Raw genomic sequence first — 17,614 nt, 5'->3', positions numbered from 1 at the left:
TCGGGAAAGACCCGGCCCCCAGGAACTTCGCCCCGCCCTCTGGCTCCGACTGACCGGCATGACCTTTTCGCGCATCTCTTTCGCTACTTTTCTGATAGCTACCGCCGCAGCCTGCATGCCGGCTGCGGCCCAGCTGGCCCCGAAGACCGGGGCGGTGGTCACCACCCCCCACGTGCGCGCCGAACTGGTCGCCCATGCGCCCGAGGGCGTGGCGCCCGGCGCGCCGGTCTGGGTCGGGCTGCAGATCACCCACCAGCCCGAGTGGCACACCTACTGGAAGAACGCCGGCGACTCCGGCCTTCCGACGGAATTGAAGTGGACGCTGCCCGCCGGCGTCTCGACCGGCGAGATCGCCTGGCCGGTGCCCAAGAAGATCCCGGTCGGCACGCTCGCCAACTACGGCTACGAGAACACCGTGCTGCTGCCGGTGCCGCTCGAGGTCTCCACGCTCTACAAGCCCGACGTGGCGCTCACCGGCGGCTCGCCGGCCCTGGACATCAAGCTGCAGGCCTCCTGGCTGGTCTGCCGCAAGGAATGCATTCCCGAAGAGGGCGAGTTCACGCTCTCGCTGCCCACGCGCGGCTCGACCGCGCTGAACAAGGCGGCCTTCGACACCGCGCAGGCCGCGCAGCCGCAGCCGCTGGGCGCGCCCGGCACCATCGCCGTCGAGGGCCAGCAGCTGAAGGTGCGCCTCGAGGGCCTGCCCGCCACCGTGCGCGGCAAGACGCTCGAGTTCTTCCCCGAAACGCCCGAGGTGATCCGCACCGCCGCCGTGTCGGGCAAGGACTGGACGCAAGCCTGGGACGGCGCGACCTGGACCGCCACGATGCCGCTGGCCGACCAGCGCAGCGAAAGCCCCACCGCCATGCCGGTGGTGGTGGCGCTGGCCGAAGCCGATCGCCGGGCCGGCCAGCCCGTGGCCTGGCGCGCCGAGGCGCCGGTGTCGGGCACCTGGCCCGCCGCCACCGCCGCACCGCGCGCCGCCGAGGTGTCGCCCGCGCTGCAGGCGGCGCTGGCGGCCAACGCGGCCCAGGCGGCCCCTGCTGCCGCTGCGCAGGCCCAGCCCGCCGGCACCTTCATGGTCGCCCTGCTCGGCGCGCTGCTCGGCGGCCTGCTGCTCAACCTCATGCCCTGCGTGTTCCCGATCCTCGCGATCAAGGTGCTGGGCTTCGCGCGGCAGGCGGGTAACGCCAGCGCGCACCGCAAGGCCGGGCTGGCCTACACGGGCGGCGTGATGCTGTCGTTCCTCGCGCTGGGCGGCGCCATGCTGGCGCTGCGCGCGGCGGGCGCGCAGCTCGGCTGGGGTTTCCAGCTGCAGTCGCCCGGCGTGGTGGCGGCGCTGGCGGCGCTCTTCACCTTGCTCGGCCTGAACCTGGCCGGCGTGTTCGAGTTCGGCCGCGCCGCGCCGCAGTCGGTGTGCAGCGCGCAGGCCAAGCATCCGCTGGCCAACGACTTCCTGTCCGGCGTGCTCGCCGTGGTGATCGCCTCGCCCTGCACCGCGCCGTTCATGGGCGCCTCGCTGGGCTTTGCCATCGGCCTGCCGGCGGCCCAGGCGCTGCTGCTGTTCGCCGCGCTGGGCCTGGGCCTCGCCCTGCCCTACCTGGTGGCGGGCTTCGTGCCGGCCGTGGCGCGCCTGCTGCCCAAGCCGGGCCCGTGGATGCACACGCTGCGCCGCCTGCTGGCCTTCCCGATGTTCGCGACTGTGGCCTGGCTGGTCTGGGTGCTGGGCCAGCAAAGCGGCATCGACGGCGCGGGCACGCTGCTCGCGCTGCTGGTGTGCCTGGCCGCCGTGGTCTGGGCGCTCACGCTGACCGGCCGCACGCGCGTCGTCATCGCCACCCTGATGATCGCCTTCACCGCCGTGCTGGCCGGCACCATCGGCCGCAACATCGTGCAGGTGCCCGAGCCGACGGCCAAGCTGGCTTCAGCACCGAACGACGGCGAGCGCTGGCAGCCGTGGTCGGCCCAGCGCGTGAGCGACATGGCGGCCGCGGGCCGGCCCGTGTTCATCGACTTCACCGCCGCCTGGTGCGTGACCTGCCAGTACAACAAGAAGAGCACGCTGGCCGACGCCGAGGTGCTCGCCGACTTCGACACCAAGCAGGTCGCCATGCTGCGCGCCGACTGGACCCGCCGCGACCCCGCCATCACCGCTGCGCTCACCGCACTGGGCCGCAGCGGCGTGCCGGTGTACGTCTTGCAGGCACCGGGCAAGGCGCCGGTGGTGCTGACCGAAATCCTCAGCAAAGACGAGGTGCGCGCCGCGTTGGCAGCGCTTTGAGCGCCGATGCGGTGAATTGAAACGAGATGACAACGCCGCTGTCATGGGTTGTCACACGCACTTGAAGAAACCGTTCTAAGCTGCAGTTGTTGTTTGGAATTTTGTTTTTTGGAGTTCAAGCTGGCCATGACGCTCTCGCCCACTGTCGACTCACGCTCCCTTCGCGCCGCGCGCCAGGCACGCGCCGCCCTCAGCCGCGCGTCCCGCCGCGCCGTCGTGGCCGCCGCCGTCGCGCTGGGCGCCACCTTCCTCATGGGCACCAACGCCTTCGCCGCGCCCGCCGTGGGCCAGCAGGCGCCCGATTTCGTCGCCGTCGACACCACCGGCGCCAAGCACAAGCTGTCTGATTTCGCGGGCAAGTTCGTGGTGCTCGAATGGACCAACCCCGGCTGCCCCTTCGTGCGCAAACACTACGGCAGCGGCAACATGCCGGCCACGCAGAAGGCGGCCACCGACAAGGGCGTGGTCTGGCTCGCCATCAACTCCACCGAGCGCGCCGCCAGCGACTACCTGAAGGCCGACGCGCTCGACGCCTGGATGAAGTCGCAAAAGGCCGCGCCCACCGCCGTGCTGATGGACGAAGACGGCGTGATCGGCCAGGTCTACGGCGCGCGCACCACGCCCCACATCTTCATCATCGATCCCAAGGGCACGCTGGTGTATGCCGGCGGCATCGACAGCATCGCCTCGGCCCGCGTGGACGACATCAAGACCGCCACCAACTACGTGAACCAGGCGCTGGGCGAAGTGACCGGCGGAAAACCGGTGTCGATGGCGAGCACGCGGCCGTACGGGTGTTCGATCAAGTACAAGAGTTGATGCGTGTGCACGCGCCGCCCGCTGCGCGGCGCGCCGCATTGACAGCTACCTGACTCCCCTCGTCAGGTGCAGGTCGGGAACCCCGACCTACCCTTGGGCCCACAACACCGCCCCAGGGGACACACCATGACTTCCGCGCCTGCCAACGCGCATTCCTCCTCGAAATTCGCCACCGTCCTGCGCGTGACCGGCGGCAACTTCATGGAGATGTTCGACTTCTTCCTGTTCGGCTTCTACGCCACGCAGATCTCGAAGGCCTTCTTCCCCGCGGGCAACGAGTTCGCGTCGCTGATGCTGACCTTCATGACCTTCGGCGCAGGCTTCCTGATGCGGCCGCTGGGCGCGATCTTTCTCGGTGCGTACGTCGACCGCGTGGGCCGCCGCCAGGGGCTGATCGTCACGCTCGCGCTGATGGCCGTCGGCACCCTGCTCATCGCCTGCGTGCCGAGCTACGCGACCATCGGCGTCATCGCGCCGCTGCTGGTGCTGGTCGGGCGGCTGCTGCAGGGCTTCTCGGCCGGCGTGGAGCTGGGCGGCGTGTCGGTGTACCTGTCGGAGATGGCCACGCCCGGCCGCAAGGGCTTCTACGTGAGCTGGCAGTCGGCCAGCCAGCAGGTGGCCATCGTCGTCGCCGCTGCGCTCGGCTACTGGCTCAACGTGACCTTCACGCCCCAGGAGATCGGCGACTTCTACTGGCGCATTCCCTTCTTCGTCGGCTGCCTGATCGTGCCGGTGCTGTTCATCATCCGCCGCTCGCTGCAGGAGACCGAGGAGTTCATGGCGCGCAAGCACCGCCCCGACGCGCGCGAGATCTTCCGCTCGATGGTGGCCAACTGGGGCCTCGTGGTCGCCGGGATGATGCTGGTGTCGATGACCACCGTGTCGTTCTACCTGATCACCGTCTACACGCCCACCTTCGGCAAGGCCGTGCTGCACCTGAGCACGACCGACGCGCTCATCGTCACGCTGTGCGTGGCCATTTCCAACTTCATCTGGCTGCCGATCATGGGCTCGCTGTCGGACCGCGTGGGGCGCAAGCCGCTGCTCGTGCTGTTCACCCTGCTGACCATCCTCACGGCCTACCCGTCGCTCAAGTGGCTGGTCGGTGCGCCGAGCTTCGCGCGCATGCTCGAGGTGGAGCTGTGGCTGTCGTTCCTGTACGCCAGCTACAACGGCGCGATGGTGGTGGCGCTCACCGAGGTGATGCCGGTCAGCGTGCGCACCGCGGGCTTCTCGCTGGCCTACAGCCTCGCCACGGCCCTGTTCGGCGGTTTCACGCCGGCGATTGCCACGGGGCTGATCGAGATGACCGGCGACAAGGGCGCGCCCGGCCTGTGGATGACGGCCGCCGCGGCCTGCGGGCTGATCGCGACGCTCGTGCTGTACCGGCGCAACGTCGACCCGGCCGACGCGGGCCGCGTGCCCGTCGTCTGAACCACGGCCCTTGCATTGACCCAGCGCGCACCGGCCGTTGACCGGGAGCGCACCGCCCCTGCCGCCCCGGGTGGAAGTACCGATGATGGCGCGCGCCGACCTGCCTATCCTGCACCAGCGCTTCCGGCGCCCCCAGGGAACCACGGCATGAACGCACACCACTTCAGCACCCGGCTCGAACACCCGGCCGACCGGCAGGCCTGCTGGGGCCGCATCAACGAGTCGTACTTCGGCGCGCTGCGCGTGCAGTGCCTCGACCCCGGCCCGTTCGACGCGCGCATGGACGCCTACGAACTCGGGCCGCTGGGCATGTTCATGATCGAGGCGCCTTCGCACCGCGTGGCGCGGCCCGACACGCACCGCGAGATCGCGCTCGACGAGCACTACAAGCTGGTGCTGCAGCTCGAAGGCCACGGCCACATCTCGCAGCGCGACCGCGAGTTCCACCTGCACCCGGGCGACTGGAGCCTGTACGACCCGCGCGTGCCCTACGCCATCACCAACCCCGAGCGCTCGCGCCTGCTGGCCATCACGATCCCGCGCCAGCAGTTCAAGGGCATGAAGATGCCCGACCTGCACACCTGCGAAGCCCACACGCCGGCCATGCAGGGGCTGTACGCGGTGCTCGGTTCGTTCCTCACCTCGCTGGCCGACCAGCTGCCCTCGCTGCCCAATGCTGTCGGCCGCTCGGTCAGCGACACCGTGCTGGGCCTGCTGGCCTCCACGCTCGCCACGCACGCCGACGAGCAGTTCGGCGCGCAGCCGCTGCCGGGCGTGCTGAAGGCGCGCGTGAAGCAGTTCGTGCACGCGCACCTGGCCGACCCGGCTTTGTCGCTCGACCTCATCGCGCAGCAGCTGCGCTGCTCCAAGCGCTACCTGCACCGCGTGTTCGAGGACGAAGACCAGACGCTCGACCGCTTCATCTGGCAGATGCGGCTGGAGCGCTGCAGCGAAGCGCTGCGCCAGGCCGCGGGCGGGCGCACCTCGGTGTCGGAGATCGCCTTCGCCTGGGGCTTCAACAGCAGCGCGCATTTCTGCCGCGTGTTCAAGGCGCAGTACGGCGTGTCGCCGCGCGAGTTCCAGCGGCGCGAGGCGCAGCGGGCGGCGTCGCCGGCGCTGACGCACTGAGCAGGTCGAAGACGTCTTCACGAACGCCGCGCCGGGGGCGCCGCCACGCCCCTCACCCGCGCCTACCGCGCACCCAGCACACTGAGCGCCGCAAGGCTCATGGCTTTCACGCCCGTGGTGATCGAAGGCTCGGGAACCGGCGCGAAGTACGGCGAGTGATTGAACACCAGCGGCTTGCCGCCAGGCCTGTGCGACTCGGCGACCTCCTTCGGGTCGAGCACACCGACCAGGAAGAACATCGAGGGCACGCCGTCGTTGCCGTACTCGGCAAAGTCCTCGCTGGTCGTCAGCGGTCGCGTGCGTTCGACCTTGTCCGCGCCGAGGCCGGCCTGCAGTGCCGCCTCGACGCGCAGGACCAGGGCTTCGTCGTTGACCACGCCGGCGCCGGCGTCGGGGAACTTCACCTCCGGCTCCGGCGCGCCGGCCGCGGCGGCCGAAGCGAGCGCGACGCGGCGCACGCCCTCCAGCAACTGCGCCCGCACCGCGGGATCGTACGAACGAATGGTGCCCCGCACGAGGGCGGCGTCGGGGATGATGTTGCCCGAGGTCCCCGCCTGCAAGGCGCCGATCGTGACCACGCCGAACGCCATCGGGTCTTTCTCCCGGCTCACCACGGCCTGCACGTCCACGATGAAGCGCGCGGCGATCATGACCGGGTCGAGCGCCTTGTGGGGCGCCGAACCGTGGCCGCCACGGCCATTGAAGACGATCTCGAGCGAGTTGGCCGCCGAGGTCATCGGGCCCACGCTGTAGCTGACCGTTCCGTAGGGACGCGGATCGGTGTGCAGCGCCAGCACCGTGTCGGGCTTCGGAAAACGCTTGAACAGGCCGTCCGCCAGCATGGCCTTGGCGCCCGCGCCGATTTCCTCGGCCGGCTGGGCCACGAACATCAGCGTGCCCTGCCATTGGCCCTTCATCGCCACCAGCGCGCGCGCCGTGCCCACCCAGCTCGCCATGTGCACGTCGTGGCCGCAGCTGTGCGCAACGAACGTCTCGCGGCCCTGCCAGATTGCCTGGGTCTTGCTGGCATAGGGCAGGCCCGTTTTCTCCTCCATGGGAAGGCCATCGAGGTCGGTGCGGACCATGACCGTCGGTCCTGCACCGTTGCGGTACAGCGCGACCAAACCGGTCTTTCCAACGCCTTCCGTCACCTCGAAGCCAAGGGCCCGCATCTCGGCGGCCAGGCGCGCCGCCGTGCGGACTTCCGCAAAACTCAGTTCCGGGTGCGCATGCAAGTCCTTGTACAGCACATCCAGTTGCGGGTACATCTGCGCCACCAGGGCGACCAGCGATGCGGCATGCGTTCCTCCGGAAGAGGCCTGGTCGCCGTCACTCACGAGGCCGCGCTTCGCGGGCGGCATCGCCTGGCCGCCCCCGATGTCGGCGCCGACGTCCACTGCCAGAAGAGAAGCGGCTGCCGCCAGCGACAGAGCCCACGCATTTCGCTTGAAATCAGACATGTCAGGATTCCTGGTTGGTTGGTGTTGAAACAGGAGGTGGCGCATCCCGTCAGTTCGCGCACTGCTTCGGCATTTCCGGGCGTCGCCACCGTGCACACCGGTAGGCGGCCCACACGGTTCCCACCCAGATCGGCATCGCAAGTGCCGAGGCACGAATCGCCGGTGTCAGAAGCATCACGGCGACGACCAACACGAGGAACCCGAGGCACAACCCGTTGCTCACGGGGCTGCCCGGTGCCGGGAAACCCGTGGCGATGCCCCGCGCGCGCATCCTTCGCCGGAACTTCAGGTGCGTCAGCACGATGACGAACCAGGTCAGCACCAGGCACGCCACGGCCAGCGAGATCAGCAGCTCGACGGCCCCGTTCGGCATGACGTAGTTCAGCACCACGCACGAGCCCGTGAAGAACGCCGGCAGCAGGATGGCGGCCGAAGGCACGCCGCGCCGGCTGACCTTCGCCAGCCCCTTCGGCGCATGCCCCCGCTGTGCCATGCCGTACAGCAACCGGCTGTTGCCGTACACCATGCCGTTGTAGACCGACAGCGCCGCCGTCAGGATGATGAAGTTCAGGGCATCGGCCGTGAAGCGGTTGCCCAGCGCGGAAAAGATCCTGACGAAGGGGCTGCTGCCGTAGGTGTCGCCGCCCGCCTGCAACGACGCCAGCAACTGGGTCCAGGGCGCCAGGCTCAGCAGCACCAGCATCGAGCCGATGTAGAAGATCAGCACCCGCAAGATGACCTGGTTGATGGCCTTCGGAATCGTCCGCCCCGGCTCGGCCGCCTCCGCGGCAGTGAAGCCCAGCATCTCCAGGCCGCCGAACGAAAAGAGGATCAGGGCCATCGCCATCACCAGGCCGTGCACGCCGTTCGCAAAGAACCCGCCGTGGCGCCACAGGTTGCCGACGCCGGCCTGCGGCCCGCCGTCCCCGGAGATCAGCAGGTAGCCACCCAGCGCGATCATGCCGACCACCGCCGCGACCTTGACCATGGCGAACCAGAACTCCGTCTCGCCATAGACCCGCACGCTGACGAAGTTCATGGCGTTGATGAGAACGAAGCAGACCGCGGCCGTGACCCAGGTCGGAACCCCGGGCCACCAGAACTGCACGAACTTTCCCGCCGCCGTCAGCTCCAGCATGCCGACAAGCACGTACATCACGACGCAGTTCCAGCCCGCGAAGAAGCCCGCGAAATCGCCCCAGTGCTCGCTCGCGAAATGGCTGAACGACGACGACGTCGGCGTCTCGACCAGCATCTCGCCGAGAAATCGCATGATCATGAAGGCCACGATGCCGCCGATGCCGTAGCCGAGGATCATCGAGGGGCCGGCCAGCTCGAGCACGCCCGCCGAGCCCAGGAACAGGCCCGTGCCGATCGTGCCGCCCAGGGCGATCATTTGGATATGCCGGTTGCTCAGCCGGCGCTGCAGATGGCCCGCGGGGGACTCGTTGGCTTGCATGGGTTTGTCTTCCTTTTTTCTTGTGGCCGATGGGCCTGGTTTTCTTGAGCGCGCGCGCCGGTGGCGCTTCGGGGCCTCTGCTAGTAGCTGCCGCCGAGCAACGATCCAGCCCCGGGTGCATGGGTGCGCAGGCCCAGGCGCTTGAGCATCATGAAAGTCGTCGACACCGCCGACGACACCACCGGCAGCCCGGTCCGCTGCTCGATGAGATCGACCGATGCCAGCGACGGCATCTGCACGCAGGCCGATGCCACGATGGCATCCACACCCGCGGTCTTCAGGCGCTTCGTGATCTGCGCCGGGGCCAGGGGGTCCTGGCGCCCCACTTCCAGGTTGTCGGGAATCTCCAGCGAGATGCTGTCGACGACCTCGATGCCTTCGTGCTCGATGTAGTCGATCACCAGCTGCGTCAGCGGCTTCATGTACGGCGCCAGGATCGAGACCTTCTTCGCACCGATCGCATGCAGGCCGTCGACCAGCGCGCCCGCGCTGGTCACGACAGGCGCGGGCGCCGCGTTGTCCACGGTCCGCTGATGCAGCCGTTGCTCGGAGATGCGGTGATACCCCTTGCCCATGCTCATGATGGCCACCAGGCAGGCGTAGCCGAGCACGTCCACGCGCGCATCGGACAGCTCCAGCGCGCAGCGGTCGCTGTCGCCGTCCATCGCGGCCAGCTCTTCGCGCGTGACCTTCTTCATGCGCATGCGGCTCGCGTGGAAGCTGAAGCGCTCGGGCGCCACCGCTTCGCGCGCCCGCAGGATCGCGGGGATCTCGGTTTCCATGGTCGTGTTGGACGACGGCACGATCTGCCCGATGCGAAACACACGGCCCTGCGTCATGGCGCGCCCTCCCCGGCCTGGCCTGCGGCGAGCGCCATCGGAAACACCGCACCGCCGCCATCGCCCGGGTCGGGAGCGTCCTCGTCGCGGAACCGCGCCGGTGCCCGTGCCCGGCGATCGACGCGCAGGTCGAAGATGTCGAAACGGTTGTAGTGCCCCGTGATGTCGTGCATCTGCCGCGGCTGGATGCAACGCGACAGGTCGATGTCGGCATAGACGATGCCTTCTTCGTCGATCAGCGGCTTGCCGATCACGCGGCCGTCGGGCCCCAGGATGCCCGAGAAGGCGCTGCTGCGCCGCGACAGCAACGCGCGCGACGCCGGATGCGTGGCGGCCATGGCCTCGATGATGTCTTCGGAGACCGTCGAGCACGAGACCACGGTGAACACCTTGCCTTCGAAGGAATGCGCGGCGGCCCGAAGGCGGATGGCCTCGGCCATGTCGTAGTCCGGCGGCGCGACCGGCAGCGAGATGTAGCTGGCCACGTGCACGAGCTCGCCCTGGGCGAGCAGGCTGAACCGGGCCAACGTGTTGGTGTTCTCGCCGCAGGCCAGCGACCCCAGCGGCCCCACCGCAGTCTGGTGCACGCGCAGCGACGAGGCATCGCCGTTCGCCCAGGTGAGCTTCTCGGCCCAGGTCGGCACCAGCTTGCGGTGGCGGCCCAGCAAGGCGCCATCGGGGCCGATGGTCAGCAGGGTGTTGTAGAGGGTGCCGACGCCGGTCGGGCTGCGCTCGTTGACGCCGATCACGACATGAACGCCGTGGCTGCGCGCGGCCTGCTGCAGGCGCTGCACCTGCGGCCCGGGCACCTCGATGGCCGAGCGGCACAGCCGTTCGAACCACGGGCTGCCCTCGATCGGGTTCATGACCCAGTTCCAGTACGGATAGCCGGCCACGAAGACTTCGGGAAAGGCGATGAGGGTGGCCCCGTGCGACGCGGCTTCGGCGATGAGCGCGCAGGCCTTGTCGAGGGTCGCATCGGTATCGAGGTACACCGGCGCGGCCTGCACGGCCGCGGCCTTGAACGTGGGCAGATCAAGCATGTGTCTGTTTCCTGTGGTTCGGGATTGCAATGAAAAGAAAAAAAGAAAAAGTGCGCCGATGCGGCGGACCGTCAGTGCGCGGCATCGACCGTCGCGCCCACGACCCGCCCGGGATTGAGAAGCCCCAGGGGGTCGAGCGACTGCTTGAGCCGCCGCATCAGCTCGATCTCCTGCGCCGTTCGTGTGACGGACAGCCACGGCCGCTTCGCCATGCCGATGCCGTGTTCGGCGGACACCGCGCCGCGGCAGCGCGCCAGCGGTTCGTAGACGAGCGCTTCGACGATCCGCTGGATGCCGGGTTCGTGCGAAGCGGGTGCCACGGAGACATGCAGGTTGCCGTCCCCGATGTGCCCGAAGACCCAGCAGCGTCCACCCGCCCAGCGCCGCCGCACCTCGGCCTGCAGCTGACGGACGTAGGCATCCATCTCCACGATGGGCAGCGACACGTCGAAGTGAAAGGCCGGAGAAAAAGCGTGCAGCGCCTCGACGCTGTCGCGGATGCGCCAGAACGCATCGCGGTGTTCGACGCTCTGGGCCATGGCGGCATCGACCGCCCAGCCCGCTGCCATGGCGGCCTCCAGTGCATCGGCGAAGCGCGCGGCGTCCGATTCGCCCGCAGACCCTTCGCACTCGACCAGCACGCACAGCGCAGGCTCGCGCGCGAAGGGCGAGCGCCCTTTTGCCGGCGAGGTCGTGGCCAGGTGGAAGTAGTCTTGCCACATCACCTCGAAAGCCGCCAGGTCCCCGGCCAGATGGCGTCCCATGTGCTGGAGCAGGCGCTGCACGCTGTCGAAGTCGTCGCACGCGACCAGGGCCGTGCATTGGCGGGTCGGCATTTCGTGCAGACGCAGCACGGCGCGCGTGACGACGCCCAGTGTTCCTTCGCTGCCGATGAACAACTGCTTCAGGTCATAGCCGGTGTTGTTCTTCAGCATGGCGTTCATCGACGAGATCACCGTGCCGTCGGCCAGCACCGCCTCGAGCCCGAGCACCGAAGCGCGCGTCATGCCGTAGCGGATGACGCGGTTGCCTCCGGCGTTGGTGGCGATGCTCCCGCCAACGGTCGCGCTGCCGCGCGCGCCGAAATCGACCCCGTAGCACAGGCCTTCTTCTTGCACGGCCTCCTGCAGCGCCTGCAGCACCACGCCCGCCTGCACGGTGACGGTGTGCCCGACGGCATCGATCCCTTCGATGCGGTTCATGCGTTCGGTCGAGAGCACCAGCTCGCCCGGCCCGGCCTCGCAGCCGCGGACCAGCCCGGTGCGCCCGCCCTGGGTGACGACGGGTTGCCGCGCGTCCTTGCACAGGGCCAGCACGGCCGAGACCTCCTGCGTGCTGCGAGGGCGGACGATGGCCAGGGCCGCGACATCGACGCCCGTCAGCACACCGGCCTCGCCCGTCACCGCGCGCAGCGCTTGCAGCAGCGCGCCTGGCGCCGCCTGCGATCCTGATGCGCCTGTCGTCATTGCGGAACGTAGCCGGCGTTGCGAACCATCACCGACCACGACCGGGTCGTCGCGGCCATCCGCTGCGCCAGCTCGGTCGGCGTGCTGGCGCTGGGAACGATGCCCAGCTTGTTGAGCTTGTCGGCAAAGCTCGCGGAATCGACGATGCGCACGATGGCCGCGTTGTAGCGCTGCACCAGTTCGCGCGGCGTGCCCGCCGGCGCGAACATGGCGGTGAAGATCACCTCCTCGTAGCCCTCGATGCCCAGCTCGGCATAGGTCGGCACCTCCGGCAGCAGGGGAAGCCGCTTCGTGCCGTTGACGGCGACGATCCGGATCTTTCCGGTCTTCGCGTGCTGCAGCATGGTCCCGACCGAGCCGATGCCGCCGGACAGTTGCGCGCCGACCAGGTCCAGCGCGATGGGACTGTCGCCGCGGTAAGGCACCGACTGCAAAGGGGCACCCAAGGCCCGGCCGACGAGGCCCACCGCGAAGTCGGGGGCGCTGGCCTGTGCCGGCACACCGACATTGCCCTGGCCCGGGTGCGCCTTCGCCCACTGGGCGTATTCGCGCAGGCCGGCATTCGCAACGTCCACCGCCGTCGTGCTGATGGCGAAGACGTCGGGGTTGATCGCGACCAGCCCCACCGGCGCGAAGTCCTTGACCGGGTCGAAGCCCGGCTTGCGCATGGTCAGCGGAATCATCGACACGGTGTTGCTGTTGGCCAGGTAGAGCGTGGCCCCGTCCGCCGCGGCAGCCTTCAGCGCCAGCGCCGCGACCTGCCCACCGGCCCCCGCACGGTTCTCCACGATCACGTTGCGCCCCAGTTCGCGCTGCATTCCCTCCGCCAGGACGCGGGCGATGGCGTCGGTGCTGCCGCCGGCGGCATAGCCGACCAACATCCGGATCGGCCCCTCCTCCGCAGCCGACGGCTGGGCCGTGCACGCGCTGCCGATCAGCAGCACCGTGTGGAGGAAACCGAGAACGATCTGCCTGGATCTCATGATGAAGACTCCTTCGAAGGGGATGAAGCGTGGAAGAAAGGAAAGAGCAAGCGCGTCGAACGGCACGACCTCAGCCGATGACGCGTGCGATCGCATCGGCCACGCGATCCACGTTGCCGCCGTTCAGACCCGACAGGCACATGCGCCCGGAGCGCACCAGGTAGACCGCGTGCGACGCCCGCAACACATCCACCTGCGCAGGCGAGAGGCCCGTGAAACTGAACATGCCGCGTTGGCGCAGCAGGTAGCCGGCGTCGTACCCGGGAAGACGCTGGCGCAGCGCCTCATGCAGCGCGGCGCGCATGGCGTTCGTGCGAAGGCGCATGCCCTCGACCTCGCGCGCCCATGCCTCGCGCAAGGCGGCGTCGTTCAGCACCTCGGCCACCAGCCGTCCGGCGTGCATCGGCGGGCTGGAATAGTTCTGTCGAACGATCGCCTTCAGTTGCCCCAGGACGAGCGCCGCCTGCGCGGCATCGGGACAGACCACGCTGAGCGCACCGCAGCGTTCGCCGTACACACCCATGTTCTTGGAAAAGGAGTTCGCGACCAGCAGGCCGAGCCCTGCATCCGCCAGCAGGCGCACGGGTGCCGCGTCGGCCTCCATCCCTTCGCAGAACCCCTGGTAGGCCAGGTCGACGAAAGGAATCAACGCGCGCCGGGCCATCAACGCCGCGAGCTGCGTCCATTCGGCGTGCGTCATGTCCGCGCCGGTCGGGTTGTGGCCGCAGGCATGCAGCAGCACCACGCTGTGCGCGGGCAGTGCGCCGATGGCCTCGCACAGGGCGTCGAAGCGCAGGCGCCCCGTGCCGTGGTCGAAGTACGGGTACGCGTGCACGGCCATGCCGGCACTGTGGAAGATGGCGCGGTGGTTCTCCCAGGTGGGGTCGCTCACCCAGACGGCGCTGCCGGGAAAGGCCTGCCGAAGCAGCTCGGCGCCGACGCGCAGCGCGCCACAGGAGCCGACCGTCTGGAGCGTGGCCATGCGGCCCGCGGCGACGGCCTCGTGGCCGGGGCCGAACAGCAGCGCACGCACGGCCTGCGAGAAATCCGGCTGGCCCTCGATGGGTTGGTAGGGCTTCGCGCCGGCACGCGCGGCCAGCCTTCGCTCGGCTTCACGCACGGCATCGGGCACCGGCAGCGCGCCGGTTGCGTCGAAGTACATGCCGATCGACAGGTTGACCTTGTGCGCCCTGGCGTCGCGCATGAACGCCTCGTTGAGCGCCAGGATCGGATCGTCGGGACTGGCCGCGAGGTGGCTGAACATGGGGCGTGCCTCGTGGCGGACTCAGACGGCGACGACGGGGTGGCGCAAGGTGCCGATGCCTTCGACGCCGGCCTCCACCACATCGCCCGGCCACAGCCACTCCTGCGGCGTGCGGCCCGCGCCCACGCCTTCGGGCGTGCCCGTGGCGATGATGTCGCCGGGCTCCAGCGAGATGCCCGCGCTGATGTCCGCGATCAGGTGCGGCACATCGAACAGCAGATGGCGCGTGTTGGACGACTGCTTCATCTGGCCGTTGACGGTGAGCCAGAGGTCCAGGCCGTGCGGGTCGGGGATCTCGTCGGCGGTGACGATGCAGGGACCGAACGGGCCGTAGGTGTCCTGCCCCTTCGAGTAGATCCATTGCCCCGCGCGGCGGCAGTCGCGGGCGCTCACGTCGATCATCACGCTGTAGCCGAAGACGTGCGACAGCGCCGCCTCCTTGGTCACGCGGCTGGCGCGCGTGCCCATGACCACCGCGAGCTCGACCTCCCAGTCGAGCTGTTGCGTCAGCCTGGCGTTGTGCGCAATCGCTTCGCCGGGGCCGATCACCGTGGTCGGCGGCTTGGAGAAGATGACCGGTTGCCTGGGCAACTCCTTGGCGGTGTCGAGCGTGCGGCTCGATTCGGCCACATGCTCCACGTAGTTGAGCCCGATGCCGAAGATGTTCTTGCGCGGCCTGGGAATCGGCGCCAGCAGCCGCACGTTGGCCAGCGGCAGCGCCGACGCCAGGGGCCAGCGCCCGGCGTGTTCCTTCAACAGGTCGCCGGCGATGCGCACGGCCTGCGGCCCCAGGTCGATGAAGGCCAGCATGTCGTCGGGCAGGGCCACGCCGGCGGCGGCGCCCAGGGTGGCCAGGTCGACGACCTGTTCGTCCACCAGTGCGCCCAGTCGGGCGGCGGCGGCAGGATGGGCGCGGTAGGTGACGAGACGCATGGATCGGTTCTCCGAGAGAAAAAAAGACGGCAAGACACCTCCCCGCGCTCGGCGAGGCGCGCATGCAAGCGGGACGGTGGGGAAAAGAAAAAAGGGCGCGCGGCGCGCGGTCAGCCCACGGGCTGGTGGCCTGCGTTCTCGGCCAGCGCCTCTTCGCGATACAGGCCCAGCGACTGCATCACCGGCAGGTCGCTGAAGCAGAACAGACAGGCGTCTTCGGTCGCAGAAAGGTTGGCATGTTCATGGAACATCCACGACGGCACGCAGAAGATGTCGCGCTCCTGCCAGTCGAAGCGCCGGCCATTGACGACACTGAAGCCGCGGCCCTTGGCCACCTGGTAGAGGAAGCTGCCGGTGTGGCGATGGGCTTTCGTGTGTTCGCCGGGACGCAGCAGCTGCATGCTCGCGCCGATGGTGGGCATCACCGGGCCGCCGGTCACGGGGTTGACGTAGTGCATGAGGATGCCGTCGAACGGGCTGCCGTCGCTCACGCTTGCGCGCTTGCGCAGCGCCTCATAGGTGGGCCCCCACTCGTACTTGAACAGCGGCGAGTAGTTCTTCTGCCAGACCACGTCGTGCGGCCGCAGGGCCACGCCGCCCCAGGTGGCGGTGGCGTCGTCGACCGCGTGCGTCACGGCCTGCGACAGGTCGGGATGCACCACGTAGAAGCCCGCTTCCAGCGCGTTGATCAGCGGAATGTCGAGCCCGTCCTGCCAGATGCAGGTGGTGCCTTCGGCGCCGACACCGTGTTCGTGCCAGGTGCCGTTGGGCGTGAGCACGAAGTCGTTGGCGCCGAGCGTCATCTTGTGGCCGTCGACGACGGTGTAGGCCCCCGTGCCCTCCATGATGAAGCGCAGCGCCGACGCGGAATGCGCGTGCGCGGAGGCGGCTTCGCCCGGGTGCATGACCTGCAGGCCCGCATAGAGCCAGCCGACGGCCGCCGCCACGTCGCGGCGGCCCGGGTTGTTCAGGTAGATCACGCGGCGGCCGGCCTTCTCCGGCGTCACCAGGTCGATCGAACGCAGCACGTGCGCACGCAGGTCGCGGTAGCGCCAGAGCACCGGCACCGAAGCCGATTGCGGCTGCCAGGGTTCGATCTTGTTGGCCACCGTCCACAGCGCGCCGGTGTCGAGCCGCTCCAGCTCGTCGTAGTACGCCAGCAGCTGCGGTGTGTCGGCCACGTCGGCCCGGCCGGCCACGCTTTCGCGAAAGGCATCATGAACTTTGACCATGGGGTGTCTCTCTTTGTTCTGGCAACGGGAAGGGAAGGCGTCAGGTGAAGGCGTGCCGGACCCGGTGTGCGTCGCTGTTCCACGAGGCATCGCGCATGATCTGGTCGATGGCATCGATCAACGCCTGCACGTCGTCGAAGGTGTTGTAGAGCGGCGCGAAGCCGAAGCGCATGAAGTCCGGCATGCGGAAGTCGCCGATCAGCTGGCGCTGCGCGAGCGCCTGCATCACGCCATAGCCCTCGGGATGCCGCAGCGAGACATGGCTGCCGCGCTGCTGCCTGTCGCGGGGCGAAGCAAGCGTGAAGCCATGGCGGGCCAGCCGGGTGTCCACGCCGTGGATGAAGGCATCGGTGAGCGCCAGGCTCTGCGCCTGCAGCGCCTCCATCGACGTGCCCTCGAAGGCATCGAGCGCCGCATGCAGTGCCGTCAACGCCAGCACCGGGCTGGTGCCGCACTGGAACCGGTCCACGCCCGGCGCCGGGGCATAGCCAGGCGAGAACTCGAACGGCCGCGCGTGGCCGAACCAGCCCGCCAGCGGCTGGTCGCAGGCCGCCTGGTGGCGATGCGCCACATACAGGTAGCCCGGTGCGCCCGGCCCGCCGTTCAGGTACTTGTAGCCGCAGCCCACGGCGAAGTCCGCGCCGCTGGCGTCCAGTGCGCAGGGCACCGCGCCCGCGGTGTGCGAGAGGTCCCAGACCATCAGGGCGCCCGCCGCGTGGGCGGCCTCGTTGTATCGCCCCATGTCGTGAACCTGCGCCGTGCGGTAGTCCACGTGGGTCAGCACGACCGCCGCGACGTCCGCATCCAGGCTGGACGGAATGTCCGCCGCGCGCACCTGCTGCACGCCCAGCCCGAACTGCCGGGCGACCTCGTCGATGATGTACAGGTCGGTCGGGAACGAGTCCACATCGGTGACGATGCGCGCGCGGCCGGCGCGCAGCCGCACCGCGCTGACGAGCACCTTGTAGAGGTTGACCGACGTCGAATCGCAGGCGATGACCTGTCCGGCCTCGGCACCGACCAGGCGGGCGATCTTGTCGCCCGCGCGCTGCGCCAGCGTGCGCCAGCCCGCGCCGTTCCACGACCGGATGAGGCCGTCCGCCCATTCGAGCGACACCGCGTTGGAGACCGCCTGTGCGACGGCGCTGGGCATCAGCCCCAGCGAATTGCCGTCGAAGTAGCGCAGCCCCGGCGGCATGTGGAAGCGGTGCCTGAAGCGGCCGGGCGCCGCGTCTGCCGAAGAACCCGGATGCATGTCGATGACGCTCACGAC

14 protein-coding genes are annotated in these 17,614 nt (G+C 69.2%); 4 read left to right on the top strand and 10 right to left on the bottom strand.

From position 1 onward, the window contains the following. The first annotated feature begins 58 nt into the window (after positions 1-58). The 4 genes from AC3WQM_RS12195 (at position 59) to AC3WQM_RS12180 (ending at position 5,662) form a co-directional block, all read left to right on the top strand. Positions 59-2,281, top strand: coding sequence for a protein-disulfide reductase DsbD family protein (locus AC3WQM_RS12195; protein ID WP_492678981.1), 2,223 nt, complete (start codon positions 59-61; stop codon positions 2,279-2,281). A 126-nt stretch (positions 2,282-2,407) separates the two neighbouring features. Then, positions 2,408-3,100 carry a redoxin domain-containing protein gene (locus AC3WQM_RS12190; RefSeq protein ID WP_174250269.1) on the top strand — a complete coding sequence of 231 codons (693 nt, stop codon included), beginning with the start codon at positions 2,408-2,410 and terminating at the stop codon, positions 3,098-3,100. 126 nt (positions 3,101-3,226) lie between these two features. Continuing rightward, positions 3,227-4,534: an MFS transporter gene (locus AC3WQM_RS12185; RefSeq protein WP_492678979.1), complete on the top strand. Its 1,308-nt coding sequence runs from the start codon at positions 3,227-3,229 to the stop codon at positions 4,532-4,534. A 147-nt stretch (positions 4,535-4,681) separates the two neighbouring features. Beyond that, a complete protein-coding gene (locus AC3WQM_RS12180) occupies positions 4,682-5,662 on the top strand; it encodes an AraC-like ligand-binding domain-containing protein (protein ID WP_492678977.1) in 981 nt (326 codons plus the stop codon). 62 nt (positions 5,663-5,724) lie between these two features. On the opposite strand, the gene AC3WQM_RS12175 is transcribed toward AC3WQM_RS12180, so the two are convergent. The 10 genes from AC3WQM_RS12175 to kynU all read right to left on the bottom strand — a co-directional run bounded on the left by AC3WQM_RS12175 (position 5,725) and on the right by kynU (position 17,611). Next, positions 5,725-7,122, bottom strand: a complete 1,398-nt coding sequence (locus AC3WQM_RS12175; protein ID WP_492678975.1) for an amidohydrolase — start codon at positions 7,120-7,122, stop codon at positions 5,725-5,727. A gap of 49 nt (positions 7,123-7,171) precedes the next feature. Further along, positions 7,172-8,581: an amino acid permease gene (locus AC3WQM_RS12170; RefSeq protein WP_492678973.1), complete on the bottom strand. Its 1,410-nt coding sequence runs from the start codon at positions 8,579-8,581 to the stop codon at positions 7,172-7,174. Between the two features lie 80 nt (positions 8,582-8,661). Beyond that, positions 8,662-9,420, bottom strand: a complete 759-nt coding sequence (locus tag AC3WQM_RS12165) for a maleate cis-trans isomerase family protein (RefSeq protein WP_492678971.1) — start codon at positions 9,418-9,420, stop codon at positions 8,662-8,664. Next, complete coding sequence (locus AC3WQM_RS12160) at positions 9,417-10,463, bottom strand: carbon-nitrogen hydrolase family protein (protein WP_492678969.1); 1,047 nt, start codon at positions 10,461-10,463, stop codon at positions 9,417-9,419. Before AC3WQM_RS12160 ends, AC3WQM_RS12165 begins: the two co-directional genes overlap by 4 nt. Before the next feature lie 71 nt (positions 10,464-10,534). Next, entirely contained in the window at positions 10,535-11,929 is a 1,395-nt protein-coding gene (locus tag AC3WQM_RS12155) for an FAD-binding oxidoreductase (protein WP_492678967.1), read from the bottom strand. Then, the gene (locus AC3WQM_RS12150; RefSeq protein WP_492678965.1) at positions 11,926-12,912 is read right to left on the bottom strand and encodes a tripartite tricarboxylate transporter substrate-binding protein; all 987 of its coding nucleotides are present in this window, start codon (positions 12,910-12,912) and stop codon (positions 11,926-11,928) included. Before AC3WQM_RS12150 ends, AC3WQM_RS12155 begins: the two co-directional genes overlap by 4 nt. A gap of 70 nt (positions 12,913-12,982) precedes the next feature. Continuing rightward, positions 12,983-14,176: an amino acid aminotransferase gene (locus AC3WQM_RS12145; RefSeq protein ID WP_492678963.1), complete on the bottom strand. Its 1,194-nt coding sequence runs from the start codon at positions 14,174-14,176 to the stop codon at positions 12,983-12,985. 21 nt (positions 14,177-14,197) lie between these two features. Further along, positions 14,198-15,109, bottom strand: coding sequence for a fumarylacetoacetate hydrolase family protein (locus AC3WQM_RS12140; protein ID WP_492678961.1), 912 nt, complete (start codon positions 15,107-15,109; stop codon positions 14,198-14,200). Positions 15,110-15,219: 110 nt separating this feature from the next. Beyond that, positions 15,220-16,341, bottom strand: a complete 1,122-nt coding sequence (locus AC3WQM_RS12135; protein WP_492678959.1) for a cupin domain-containing protein — start codon at positions 16,339-16,341, stop codon at positions 15,220-15,222. Positions 16,342-16,381: 40 nt separating this feature from the next. Beyond that, on the bottom strand, positions 16,382-17,611 hold the full coding sequence (kynU, locus tag AC3WQM_RS12130) for a kynureninase (RefSeq protein WP_492678957.1): 1,230 nt from the start codon (positions 17,609-17,611) through the stop codon (positions 16,382-16,384). Between the last annotated feature and the right edge of the window lie 3 nt (positions 17,612-17,614).

The sequence above is a fragment of the Variovorax sp. FW301-JW7 genome, from assembly GCF_058788795.1.
The sequence above is the reverse complement of the archived record's forward strand: the minus strand, read 5'-3'. Positions and strand labels throughout refer to the sequence as shown.